Source organism: Xanthobacter dioxanivorans, from assembly GCF_016807805.1.
Classification (GTDB): Bacteria; Pseudomonadota; Alphaproteobacteria; order Rhizobiales; family Xanthobacteraceae; genus Xanthobacter; species Xanthobacter dioxanivorans.
Window position 1 is genome coordinate 2,067,547 of record NZ_CP063362.1, and the last position, 12,548, is coordinate 2,080,094.

The following is a 12,548-nucleotide window of genomic DNA, read 5'->3' on the forward strand; positions in this document are numbered from 1 at the left end:
GACCTAGCCGTGAAAGACACACCCCCTCTTTGCGCCCTCGCCTCTGCGCCCGTCGGTCGCCGCACCCTGCTGAAGGGTGCCGGCGCCGCCGCCCTGCTCGGCGGCGTCGGCATGCCGGCCATCGCGCGGGCGCAGGCCGACACCATCACCTTCGGCCACCTCACCCCGCTCACCGGCTTCCTCGGCCCGCTCGGCGCCTACGGGCAGATGGGCGTGCAACTGGCGGTGGAGGAGCTGAACGCGGCCGGCGGCGTCAACGGCCGCAAGATCAACCTGGTGATGGAAGACAGCGTGAACCCGGCCACCGCCTCCTCCAAGGCGGAGCGCTACATCGAGCGCGACAAGGCGGCGGTGATCATCGGCGAGATTTCCTCCGCCTCGGCCCTCGCCATCGCCCAGGTGGTGGCACGCCAGAAGGTGGTGTTCGTCAACACCGGCGGCAATTCCGACGCCCTGCGCGGCAAGGACTGCAACCGCTACATGTTCCACGTGGAAGGCGCCAACACGCAATATGTGAAGGCGGTGGGCGCGGCCATGGTTCGCGACGGGCTGGTGAAGGGCAAGAAGCTGTTCTTCCTCACCGCCGACTACGCCTTCGGCCACGATCTCTCCCGCGTCGCCAAGCGCTATATCACCGCCAATGGCGGCGAGGTGATCGCCGACGAGCTGGTGCCCACCGACGCTACTGACTTCTCGCCCTATCTGCTGAAGGTGCGGCAGGCGCGCCCCGACGTGGTGATCTCCAACCTCGCCGGCAACCAGATCACCAACTTCATCAAGCAGTATTCGGAATTTGGCCTCAAGTATCCGTTTGGCGGCTTCGGCTTCGACACGGCGGTGGCCTGGGGCGCGGGCAAGGGCACGTTCGGCGGCCTGTGGCCGATGATCTGGCATCACGACGTGCCGACGGCGGACTCCAAGGCGTTCGTCGCCGCCTTCGTGAAGAAGTTCGGCAAGCCGCCGGAGAATCAGGCCTGGGGCGACTATGTGGCCACCAAGGTGGTGGCCCGCGCCATGAACGAGACCAGGAGCACCGCCGCCGGCGACCTCATCGCCTTCTTCGAGAAGGAGCCGGAGCTCGACATCCTGAAGGGCCGCAAGGGCTATTTCCGCGCCTGGGATCACCAGCTGATCCAGGAGATGTACACGGTGACCGCCCGGCCGGTGGCCGAGGTGAAGGACCAGTGGGACCTCATGATCCTCGGCCCCGCCGTGCCCGGCCCGGAGACCGCGCTCAGTGCCATCGCGCCGACGCCGGAGGAGAACGCCTGCACCTTCCCGACCTGAGACGTGGCTTTGGCCCTCGCCCCTGCCGCTCGCGGCAGGGGCGTTCCCGCGCTCCGCCCGACTGAAGCGTCAAGCGGAAGGAGAGCCGGGGCCCAGCGGGGCTTATCCGCAGGTCAGGCCAGCCTTCGGAGAAGGTCCGTAACCGCCGTGAAGGCCACGATCCAGGGGGCCTTCGTAACCGTCATGCCCGGCACGAGGCTGGACACGACGTCTCGACCGCTTGGCCAAGCCTGTTCCGGCCCCTTTAAGAGGCCTCAGGCCGGAGAGACACCATGCCCGTCGAACTCGTCTTCCTCATCGAGCAATTGCTCAACGGCCTCCTGGTGGGCGTCGCCTACCTGCTCATCGCGCTCGGCCTGTCGCTGATCTTCTCGCTGGGCGGCATCGTGAACCTCGCCCATGGCGGCTTCTATGCCATCGGCGCCTATATCGGCGTGGAGGTGGGCAACCGCTTCGGCTTTCCTGCCGCCTTCGTCGCGGCGCCGTTGTCGGTGGCGCTCATCGGCATGGTCATCGAGCGCACCTTGTTCTCGCGCTTCTACCGCGCCGATCCGATCCTCTCGCTGCTGCTCACCTTCGGCCTCGCCATGGTGATCGAGCAGGCGCTGCGCATGGCGTTCGGGGCCACGCCCATCCCCTTCGCCATCCCCGAATTCCTGAAGGGGCAGGTGTTCATCGGCGAGTTCATCTATTCGCGCTACCGCCTCGCCATCCTCGTGGTCGCCGCCGTCGCCGTGCTCGGCCTGTGGCTGCTGCTCCAGCGCACCGCCTTCGGCCGGGTGGTGAGGGCCGGGGTGCAGAATCCGGACATGGTCGGCGCGCTCGGCATCTCGCTCACGCCCTATCTCACCGCGGTGGCCGCCATCGGCATCGGCCTTGCCGGGCTCGCCGGCATCATGCTCGCGCCCATCTCCGGGGTGCATCCGGCCATGGGCGCGGAAATCCTCACCGCCGCCTTCGTGGTGGTGGTCATCGGCGGCCTCGGATCGTTCTGGGGGTGGTGCTGGCGGGCCTGCTGGTGGGCCTCGTGCGCGGGCTCACCGTCTATTTCATCCCGCCGGCGGCCGAGGCCTCCATGTACCTGCTCATGCTCATGGTGCTGCTGCTGCGGCCGCGCGGCCTGTTCGGCGAGCGCATCCTCAGGTTCGAGTGAGGCGGAGATGCTCCAGAGCCCCCGCCCCGCCCATCGCCCCGAGACCGAAACCCGCCCCGCAAAAGGAGGCGCCATGCTGGCGCGCAACGCCAATCTTCTCGTCGCGGCGGCAAGCCTCCTGCTCTTGCCGTCCGTGCTCTCGGCGCTCGGCCTCACCCTCACCTCGGCCGTCGACGTGGTGCTCCTCGCCATGGCCTGCATGGCGCTCAACCTGCTGGTGGGCTACACCGGCCTCGTCTCCTTCGGCCATGGGGCATGGTTCGGCCTTGGTGCCTACGCGGCGGCGCTCATTCAGCAGAACGTGCTGCCGGGATGGGGCGTCGTGCTGGCGCTGCCGGCGGCGCTCGTGGTGGCGCTCGCCGCCATTCCGGTCGGCTTCGTGGTGCTGCGGCGCCGCGGCGTCTATTTCTCGTTGCTCACTCTGGCCTTCACCGCGCTGCTGTTTTCGGTCGCCTTCCGCTGGACCGATGTGACCGGCGGCGAGAACGGCCTCGGCGGCGTGCGGCGCGGCACGCTGTTCGGCATCGACCTGGAGACCGGCGCCGCTTTCTACGCCGTGGTGGCGGTGGTGATGTTCATCGTGCTGTTCAAGCTCCAGCGCTTCGTGCGCTCGCCCATGGGCTCGGTGCTGGTGGCCATCCGCGAGAACGAGCAGCGCGCGCGCTTCATCGGCTACGACACGCGCGCCTACAAGATCGCATGCTTCACCTTGTCGGCCGGGGTGACGGCCCTTGCCGGCGCGCTCATGACCTTCAACCACCGCTTCGCCTCGGCCGATCCCATCGCCATCGCCTTTTCCGGCGAGCTGCTCGCCATGGTGGTCATCGGCGGCATGCGCAGCTTTCTCGGCCCGGCGCTGGGCGCGCTGTTCTTCGTGCTGTTCCGTGAGTTCCTGTCCATGTGGACGCCCAACTGGCTGTTCTATTTCGGCCTGCTGTTCATGGGCTTCATCGTGTTCTCACCCACCGGCCTGGTCGGGGTCGCGGGCCGGCTGATCGCGCCGCTGCGCCGGAAGACCGAGGAAGCCGCCGCCATGGGCCAGCGGGCGGGGGCGCAGGTGGGCGCGCTGCCCGCCGGCCTCACGGCACGGGCGCGCTGGGACCAGGACGCGCCCATCCTGGAAGCAAAGGACCTTGTGCGCAGCTTCGGCGGCATCAAGGCGGTGCGCAATGGCGCGCTGGCGGTGAAGGACCGCACCCTCCATGCCCTCATCGGGCCGAACGGGGCGGGCAAGACCACGGCCTTCAACCTCATCTCCGGCATGTTCGCGCCGCAGAGCGGCGAGATCCGCCTCGCCGGCGAGCGCATCGACGGGCTCGCGCCCGAGGCGGTGTGCATGAAGGGCCTGTCGCGCTCGTTCCAGATCACCAACCTGTTTCCCACCCTCACCGTGGAGGAGAACCTGCGCCTCGGCGTGCAGGCCACCCATGCGAGCCGGCTCGACCCCTGGCGCGACGCCGCCTCCATCCCCGAGATCGTCGCCGAGACGCGGGAGATGATCGCCTTCCTCGGCGTCGCCGGCATGGAGAAGGCGGAGGCCGGCGCCCTGTCCTATGGCGGCCAGCGGCTGCTCGACATGGGCCTCGCCCTCACCTCCCGTCCGCGGGTGCTGCTGCTGGACGAGCCGCTGGCGGGCCTTGCCGCCGCCGAGCGCACGCGCGTCTCCAACCTCATCAAGCAGATCTCGGGGGAGGTGCCGGTGCTGCTGGTGGAGCACGACATCGACCGGGTGTTCGAGCTGGCCGATGCGGTCACCGTCATGGCCGACGGGGCGGTGCTGGTGGACGGCACGGTGGAGGATGCGCGCTCCGACAAGCGGGTGCAGGAGGTCTATATCGGCTCGGGGGCGGCGGCGCTGGCGGCGCGGGACCTGCAATCGGCCGCCACCGACACCCCCATGCTCACCCTCTCCAAGGTGGACGCCTTCTACGGCAAGAGCCGCATCCTCACCGGCGTCTCGCTGGAGGCGAAAGAGGGGGAGATCCTGGCGCTGCTCGGCCGCAACGGGGCGGGCAAGTCGACGCTGCTGAAGACCATCACCGGCATCGTGAAGCCGGCCTCCGGCTCCATCACGCTCGCCGGCGCGGAGCTGGCCGGCCTCTCCTCCGCCGCCATCGCCCGCCGCGGCGTCGGTTACGTTCCCCAGGGCCGGGCCCTGTTCCACGGCATGAGCGTGCGGCACAATCTGGAGCTCGGCCGGCTGAAGCGCATCACCGGGGCCGGGAAGCACTTTTCCGAGGAGGAGGTGCTCGACCTCTTCCCGCGCCTGAAAGTGCGCCTCGACACGGCGGCGGACCTGCTCTCCGGCGGCGAGCAGCAGATGGTGGCGGTGGCCCGCGCGCTCATGGGCGATACCCGCGTGTTGCTGCTGGACGAGCCGTTCGAGGGCCTGTCGCCTGCGGTGACGGAAGAACTGTTCGACGCCTTCGACCGGCTGCGGCAGTCGCTGACCCTCGTCATCGTGGACCACCATCTCGACGTGGTGCTGAACCTCGCCGACCGGGCAGTGGTGCTGGAGCGTGGCGAGGTGATGCACGAGGGCCCCGCCCGGCCGCTCGCCCGCGACCTCGACCTGCGGCGCCAGGTGCTGTGGCTGTGAGGGGGCCAGACTCGCGCCACGGCCGACCGCAGCGTGAGCGGAAGGAGAGCCGGGGGCCCAGCGCACGAGTTCGCCGAAGGCGGCTCCGGCTCCTGCGACGGCGGGCATTGCCGGCTTCGCCGACTTTTCCCCTGGGCCCCGGATCGGCGCTCCACCTGCGGTGTCGCTGGTCCGGGGCACGGGCTCATTCGACCTAAAGAGGCTTCCATGACCAAGATCGCCATCATCGGCTCAGGCTTCATCGGCCGGGCCTGGGCCATCACCTTCGCCCGCGCCGGCTTCGACGTGGCGCTGGCCGACAAGGCCGAGGGAGCTCCGGACGCCGCGCTCACCTATATCGAGGGGGTGCTGCCGGACCTTGCCGCCAACGACCTCCTCGGCGGCGCCACGCCCGAGGCGGTGCGCGCGCGCCTCTCGGCCGCCCGTTCCTATGCCGAGGCGCTGGAGGGCGCGGCCCACGCGCAGGAGAACGCGCCGGAAGACCTCGCCCTCAAGCAGGCGCTCTATGCCGAGCTCGACGCCCTGGCGGCGCCGGAGACGGTTCTGGCCTCCTCCACCTCGGCCATCCTGCCTTCGCTCTTTTCCGAGCATCTGAAGCACCGCGAGCGGGTGTGCGTGTGCCACCCCATCAACCCGCCCTACCTCATCCCGGCGGTGGAGGTGGTGCCCGCCCCCTGGACCAGCGCCGCCACCATGGCGCGCGCCGCGGATCTCATGCGCGCCGCGGGCCAGTCGCCGATCGTGATGAAGCGCGAGCTGGACGGCTTCGTCATGAACCGCATGCAGGGCGCGCTGCTGGAAGAGGCCTTCCGGCTGGTGGCCGACGGCTATGCCAGTGTGGAGGACGTGGACATCGGCATCCGCGAGGGGCTGGCGCTGCGCTGGTCGTTCATGGGGCCGTTCGAGACCATCGACCTCAACGCGCCGGGCGGTGTCGCCGACTATGTGGCGCGCTACCAGCAGATCTACGCGCGCATCTCGCCCGACCAGTGGCGCCGTGCCGACTGGGCCGGGCCGGTGCTCGACACCGTGCTTGCCGAGCGCCGCGCGCGCCTGCCGCAAGACCAGCTCCAGGCGCGCCAGGTGTGGCGCGACCGCCGCCTCATGGCCCTCGCCGCCCACAAGCGCAAGGCCGCCAAGGATATCGGCGCCTGAGGCGCCCCCATTCCGTTCCAACTCCGCAAAAAGGCAAAACGACCATGGCCGAACCCGCGCGTCCCGCGAAATCCTCCAAGAAAGTGATCATCACCTGCGCCGTGACGGGTGCCATCCACACGCCCACCATGTCGCCTTATCTTCCGATCACGCCGGACGAGATCGTCACCGACGCGCTGGCGGCGGCGGAGGCGGGTGCGGCGATCCTGCACCTGCATGCGCGCAACCCGGAGACCGGCCAGCCGGACCAGCGTCCGGAGGCGTTCGCGCCGTTTCTGCCGCGGATCAAGCAGGCGACCAACGCGGTGATCAACATCACCTCGGGCGGCAGCCCGTACATGAAGGTGGAGGAGCGGGTTCTGCCGGCGGCCACCTTCAAGCCGGAAGTGGCCTCGCTCAACATGGGCTCGATGAATTTCGGGCTGTACCACCTGCTCGACAAGTACAAGGAGTTCAAGTTCGACTGGGAGCGCACGCACCTGGAGAACACGCGCGACCTGGTGTTCCGCAATACGTTCAAGGATATCGAGTACATCCTGAACACCTGCTACGACAACGGCACGCGGTTCGAGTTCGAGTGCTACGACATTGGCCACCTCTACAACCTCGCCCACTTCCTCGATCGGGGGCTGGTGAAGGCGCCGTTGTTCGTGCAGTCGGTGTTCGGGCTCCTGGGGGGCATCGGGCCGCATCCGGAAGACGTGATGCACATGAAGCGGACCTGCGACCGGCTGTTCGGCGACCAGTATCGGTGGTCGGTGCTGGGGGCGGGGCGGAACCAGCTGCCGATCGCCGCCATGGCCGCGTCCATGGGCGGCAACATCCGGGTGGGGCTGGAGGATTCCCTGTGGGCCGGGCCGGGCAAGCTGGCCACCTCCAACGCCGACCAGGTGAAGCTGGCGCGCAAGATCATCGAGGGCCTGGGCCTCGACATCGCGACGCCGGACGAGGCGCGCGAGATCCTCGATCTCAAGGGCGCCGACAAGACCAATATCTGAAAGCGCATTCCGGCATGGACCCGGCGGAGGCTCATCGCCTCCGCCGGGCGCCTTTTTCACCGTCATGGCCGGGACAAGGCCGGGCATGAGGGATGCTCAGGTCCCCGCGTGGCGGGCTCACGCGTGGTGATCGAACCGGGTGAGATCGAAGCCGGCCACGTCCTTCAGCAATTCCACGAAGGCGCGGGCACCGAACTCCGCCGCCGCCTCGCCCTTCAGCGCGGTGGCGCCGCGGGCATCGCCCATGGCGCCGTCGTGGGAGAGGTCCTCCGCGAGCCACCCGAAGCCCACGGGATGGTTGGCGCGCAGCCGCGCGAACTCGCTCTCCATGGCGATGGAATAGGGCGTGAACTCGCCGGCATGGGTCATGTCCACCAGCTCGGGCCGGAAGGCGAGCATCAGCGAGGTCTCGATCTCGCCGCCGTGGATGCCGTGGGCGCGCTCATGGTCGGCGAACAGGCCCACCGGATAGCCGAAGCGGTGCATGGAGCAGGTGACCGCCAGCATGCGATGCTCCACGCGCAGGGTGCGGGCCACGAGGTCGATCACCGGCACGTTGCCCCCGTGGGTGTTCAGGATGACGAGCCGCCGCACCCCGGCGCGGGCAAGGCTCCGGCCGATTTCCACCCAGGCGGCGATGGCGGTGGCCGGGGCCAGCGTGAGCGTACCGGCGAAGGTGATGTGCTCGTCCGATTTTCCCACGGCCTGTACCGGAAGGAAGGCGGCGTCCACCTCGCGCGGAACCATGGTGGAGATGCGCTCCACATAGCCCTCGGCGATGAAGAGGTCGGTCCCGAGCGGCAGGTGCGGACCGTGCTGCTCGACGGCGGCGACGGGCAGGACGGCGACGAGGCGGTTCTTGTCGATGGCGGCGACGGCTGGTGAGGAAAGTTCTGCCCACTTGAGAAACACCGCCGCCCCCTTTTTCGCCCAGCTCCGGCCGCCCGCGACCATTCGTCCATGGGGCCGAATAGCTGCGCCAAGTCAAGGGGGTGTCCAAGGGGGGTGTCCAAGGGGGACCCAGGGAAAGGGGTCCCCGGCGGGCTCCTCCGGTGCCGGGGAGCGCGCGGCCCGGGAACAAACCCGGACGATGGCCGGCGCAGCGATTCGCTCGCCTTTTGTTGCGCCCCCGTTCCGCCGCACGGGCCGGGCATGTTCCAGTTCGGGACAGCCGGGGGCCGGGCGAACGGGAGGCGAACGGGGCCCGGCCACCGATTCGCGCTGCTTTCGTTCGCGAAAGGTTCGCTCCGGTCCTTTCGTTCTGCCATTCCCGTCCCGATATGATACGGACCTTCCGAACACCGAGCGGACCTGCGCGAGAGCTGATGGACGACGTCACCCGATGGCCCGTGTTGCCGCGCACCCTGAGGGCGCGGGGGGTGAGCGCGGTCCTGGGCCCCACCAATACGGGCAAGACCCACCTCGCCATCGAGCGGATGCTGGGCCACGAGAGCGGCATCATCGGCCTGCCGCTGCGCCTGCTCGCCCGCGAGGTCTACCAGCGCATCGTCGAGCGGGTGGGGGCGGGCAAGGTCGCCCTCATCACCGGCGAGGAGAAGATCAAGCCGAAGGATGCCCGCTACTGGGTGTCCACGGTGGAGGCCATGCCGCGCGATCTCGACGTGGCGTTCGTCGCCATCGACGAGATCCAGCTCGCCACCGACCTCGACCGCGGCCACGTCTTCACCGACCGCATACTGAACCGCCGGGGCCGCCACGAGACGCTGCTGCTGGGCTCGGCCACCATGCGTCCGCTGGTGGAAAAGCTGCTGCCCGGTGTGAACGTGGTGGTGCGCCCGCGCCTCTCCACCCTCACCTTCGCCGGGGAGAAGAAGATTTCCCGCCTGCCCCGGCGCTCGGCCATCGTCGCCTTCTCGGCGGAGGAGGTCTATTCCATCGCCGAATTCATCCGCCGCCAGCGCGGCGGGGCGGCGGTGGTGATGGGCGCCCTCTCGCCGCGCACCCGCAATGCCCAGGTGGAGCTGTACCAGAGCGGCGACGTGGACTACCTGGTGGCCACCGATGCCATCGGCATGGGCCTCAACCTCGACGTGGACCATGTGGCCTTTGCCTCGGACCGCAAGTTCGACGGGTGGCAGTTCAGAAAGCTCAACCCGTCCGAGATGGCGCAGATCGCCGGCCGCGCCGGGCGCGCGACGCGGGACGGCACCTTCGGCACCACCGGCCGCTGTCCGCCCTTCGAGGAGGAACTTGTCGGCCGGCTCGAGGAGCATGTGTTCGACACCGCAAAGGTGTTGCAATGGCGCAACGCTGTCCCGGATTTCCGCTCCGTCACCGCTCTCATCGCCAGTCTCGCCCAGCCGCCGCGCGAGGAGGGGCTGGCCCGCGCACCCACCGCCGACGACGTGGCCGTGCTCGAAATCATGAGCCGGGACACCGAGGTAGCCCGGCGTCTCACCACGTCCGCCGAGGTGGAGCGGCTATGGGAAGCGTGCCAGGTTCCCGATTATCGCAAGGTCTCGCCGGGGGCCCATGCGGACCTCGTCAACACGCTTTTCGGGCACCTGAGCGGGGGCGGGCGCATCCCCGACGCGTGGTTCGCGCGTCAAATCGCCTTGACCGATCGCGCAGAAGGCGACATCGACACGTTGTCGAACCGGATCGCGCAGGTTAGGACCCTGACCTTCGTCGCCAACCGGCCCGACTGGCTGAAGGATCCGGAGCACTGGCAAGGCGTCACGAGAGGGGTCGAAGACAAGCTGTCGGACGCACTGCACGAAAGGCTGGCGCAGCGTTTCGTGGACCGGCGGACCAGCGTGCTCATGCGGCGCTTGCGAGAGAACACGATGCTCGAAACTGAAATCAGCAAGACCGGTGACGTTACCGTCGAAGGCCATGTCATCGGCCATCTCCACGGCTTCCAGTTCGCTCCCGACCCGGCAGCGGGCGGTGAGGAGGCCAAGGCCCTGCGCGCCGCCGCCCAGAAGGCGCTGGCGGGCGAGATCGAGCAGCGCGCCACCCGCCTGTCCCAGGCGGTGGACGAAGCCTTCGTGCTCACCTTCGACGGCACCATCCGCTGGACCGGCGAGGCCGTGGCCAAGCTGATCCCCGGCGACGAGGTGCTGAAGCCGCGCTTCAAGATCATCGCCGACGAGCACCTGACCGGCCCGGTCCGCGACCAGGTGGACGCGCGCATCGCCCTGTGGCTGTCCGCTCACATCGAGAAGCTGCTCGGGCCGCTGATGAAGGTCGGCACGGCGGAGGACATCACCGGCATCGCCCGCGGCATCGCCTTCCAGATCGTCGAGAGCCTCGGCGTGCTGGAGCGGGCCCGCGTCGCCGAGGAGGTGAAGGGCCTCGACCAGGCCGCCCGCGCCACCCTGCGCGGCTACGGCGTGCGCTTCGGTGCCCACCACATCTACCTGCCGGCATTGCTGAAGCCCGCCCCGCGCTCGCTCGCGGCCGAGCTCTACGCGCTCAAGCATGGCGGCCTCGCCCAGAAGGGGCTCGACGAGCTGCCGCATCTGGCGGCGTCCGGGCGCACGTCCATTCCCGTGGACCACGAGATCCAGAAGGGCCTCTACCGGGCCGTGGGCTTCCGCGTGTGCGGCGAGCGGGCGGTGCGCGTGGACATCCTGGAGCGTCTCGCCGACCTCATCCGCCCGGCTTTGGCCTGGCGGCCCAACTCGCCCGGCCCCAAGCCGGCGGGTGCCGTGGACGGGCGCGGCTTCACCGTGACCGTGGGCATGACCTCGCTCGCCGGCTGCTCGGGGGAGGATTTCGCCTCCATCCTGAAGTCGCTCGGCTACCGCATGGAGCGCCGCCTGCCGCCCCCGCCGGAGCCCGAGGCGCCGGCTGCGTCGGCCGTCCCCGCGTCGGCCGAATTGGTGCCGGCGGAGTTCGCGCCTCTGCCGGAAGGCGCCATCGAGGCCGACCTGCTGTTCGATTCGCCGTCGGCTGAGCCGGCGCCCGTGGCGTTGGAGCCGGCGGAGGCGATCTCCGCCGACGTCGCTCCGGTCGAGGCCGGCCCCGCCGAGCCGGAGGCCGCGATTCCTGACGTCGAGGTCGCCGAGGTCGAGGTCGCCGAGGCCGAACCGTCCGAGCCGGCGGCCGAGCCCGAGGAGGTGGATGCGCCCGCCGCCGACGAGATCGAGGCGGAGGCCGCCATTGCCGTGCTCGACGAGACCGGCGACCCCACCACCGCCGAGGTGGCGGCCGAGGTGGATGTGCCCGCCGCCCCCGGCGGCCCCGAGGCCGTGGAAGGCGCTCCGGCCGAACCCGAGATGATCGAGGTCTGGCGTCCTGGCCGTCCGCCCGGCGCGCCGCGCCGCGAGCGCCAGCCCGGCGAGGGCCGGCGCTTCGAGCGCAAGGACGGTGAGCGCAAGGAGGGTGGGCCTCGTGGCGAGCGACGCGAGGGCCGTCCGCCCCATCGCCGCCCGGAACAGGCTCCTGCTGCGGCGGCCGGCGCGCCGGCCGCCGAGGGCGAGCGCGCTCCGCGCCCGCCACGCGGCGACCGTCCTTCCTTCCGCGGCCCGCGGGAGGGAGAGGGCAATCGTGGCCCGCGTCCCGAGCATCGCCCCGAGCATCGCCCGGCGCACCAGGAGCGTCGGCGCGACAAGCCGGCGGACCCCGACAGCCCCTTCGCCGCGCTTGCCGCCCTCAAGGCGCGCATGGAGGCGGAGAAGAAGGGCGGCTGAGCATGGCGGATCCAGCGGACCGGCAGAGGGTCGACCGCTGGATCTGGCACGCCCGTGTGGTGCGCACCCGGGAAGCGGCGGCGGAACTGGTGCGCGCGGGCCACGTGCGGCTCGACGGGGCGCGGGTGACGAGCCCGTCGCATCCGGTGAAGACGGGCCAGGTGCTGACCGTCGCCCTCGACCGCCAGGTGCGGCTTCTGCGGGTGGTCGGCTTTTCCGAGCGGCGTGGGAGTGCTACATCAGCCAGCGCACTTTTTGAAGAAATCACAGAGGTTTGATGCTGAATTGGCGCCGCGTCCCTGCGCGCCCTTGCACCCAGCGTCCCTCTGCGCTACCCGAGCGCCTCGAAAGGGATCCATCATGACTTACGTCGTCACCGAGAACTGCATCCGCTGCAAGTACATGGATTGCGTGTCCGTGTGCCCGGTGGACTGCTTCTACGAGGGCGAGAACATGCTCGTCATCCATCCCGACGAGTGCATCGACTGCGGGGTCTGCGAGCCGGAATGCCCGGCCGAGGCGATCAAGCCGGATGCCGAGCCGGGGCTGGAGAAGTGGCTCGCGCTGAATGCGGAATATGCCAAGGTGTGGCCGAACATCACCCTGAAGCGCGATCCGCCGCCGGACGCGAAGGAGTGGGACGGCAAGCCCGGCAAGGAAGAGCAGTTCTCCGCCGAGCCCGGCCAGGGCGACTGAGC

The 12,548-nt window shown here is 69.7% G+C and carries 8 protein-coding genes; 7 read left to right on the top strand and 1 reads right to left on the bottom strand.

What is annotated here, in order from left to right; genetic code table 11:
* Positions 1-9 precede the first annotated feature (9 nt).
* The 4 genes from EZH22_RS09775 (at position 10) to EZH22_RS09795 (ending at position 7,192) form a co-directional block, all read left to right on the top strand.
* Positions 10-1,287 (top strand): ABC transporter substrate-binding protein, encoded by a 1,278-nt coding sequence (locus tag EZH22_RS09775; RefSeq protein ID WP_203195447.1) that lies wholly within the window; start codon positions 10-12, stop codon positions 1,285-1,287.
* A gap of 272 nt (positions 1,288-1,559) precedes the next feature.
* Entirely contained in the window at positions 1,560-5,039 is a 3,480-nt protein-coding gene (locus EZH22_RS09785) for an ABC transporter permease subunit (protein WP_231711405.1), read from the top strand.
* A 207-nt stretch (positions 5,040-5,246) separates the two neighbouring features.
* A complete protein-coding gene (locus EZH22_RS09790) occupies positions 5,247-6,194 on the top strand; it encodes a 3-hydroxyacyl-CoA dehydrogenase (RefSeq protein ID WP_203195449.1) in 948 nt (315 codons plus the stop codon).
* Between the two features lie 44 nt (positions 6,195-6,238).
* Positions 6,239-7,192, top strand: a complete 954-nt coding sequence (locus EZH22_RS09795) for a BKACE family enzyme (RefSeq protein WP_203195450.1) — start codon at positions 6,239-6,241, stop codon at positions 7,190-7,192.
* 117 nt (positions 7,193-7,309) lie between these two features.
* Here EZH22_RS09795 and EZH22_RS09800 read toward each other — a convergent pair whose 3' ends face one another.
* A complete protein-coding gene (locus EZH22_RS09800) occupies positions 7,310-8,104 on the bottom strand; it encodes a creatininase family protein (protein ID WP_231711406.1) in 795 nt (264 codons plus the stop codon).
* A 413-nt stretch (positions 8,105-8,517) separates the two neighbouring features.
* Here EZH22_RS09800 and EZH22_RS09805 point away from each other — a divergent pair, with 413 nt between their 5' ends.
* From EZH22_RS09805 to fdxA, 3 genes are all read left to right on the top strand, one after another.
* A complete protein-coding gene (locus EZH22_RS09805) occupies positions 8,518-11,850 on the top strand; it encodes a helicase-related protein (protein ID WP_203195452.1) in 3,333 nt (1,110 codons plus the stop codon).
* A 2-nt stretch (positions 11,851-11,852) separates the two neighbouring features.
* Positions 11,853-12,128, top strand: coding sequence for an RNA-binding S4 domain-containing protein (locus EZH22_RS09810; protein ID WP_203195453.1), 276 nt, complete (start codon positions 11,853-11,855; stop codon positions 12,126-12,128).
* Positions 12,129-12,210: 82 nt separating this feature from the next.
* The gene (gene fdxA, locus EZH22_RS09815) at positions 12,211-12,546 is read left to right on the top strand and encodes a ferredoxin FdxA (protein WP_203195454.1); all 336 of its coding nucleotides are present in this window, start codon (positions 12,211-12,213) and stop codon (positions 12,544-12,546) included.
* Positions 12,547-12,548 lie beyond the last annotated feature (2 nt).

Bases quoted from the DNA above. Each gene is read 5' to 3' on its own strand.
- EZH22_RS09785 (WP_231711405.1), top strand. From the start codon at position 1,560: ATGCCCGTCGAACTCGTCTTCCTCATCGAGCAATTGCTCAACGGCCTC.
- EZH22_RS09790 (WP_203195449.1), top strand. From the start codon at position 5,247: ATGACCAAGATCGCCATCATCGGCTCAGGCTTCATCGGCCGGGCCTGG.
- EZH22_RS09795 (WP_203195450.1), top strand. From the start codon at position 6,239: ATGGCCGAACCCGCGCGTCCCGCGAAATCCTCCAAGAAAGTGATCATC.
- EZH22_RS09805 (WP_203195452.1), top strand. From the start codon at position 8,518: ATGGACGACGTCACCCGATGGCCCGTGTTGCCGCGCACCCTGAGGGCG.
- EZH22_RS09810 (WP_203195453.1), top strand. From the start codon at position 11,853: ATGGCGGATCCAGCGGACCGGCAGAGGGTCGACCGCTGGATCTGGCAC.
- fdxA (WP_203195454.1), top strand. From the start codon at position 12,211: ATGACTTACGTCGTCACCGAGAACTGCATCCGCTGCAAGTACATGGAT.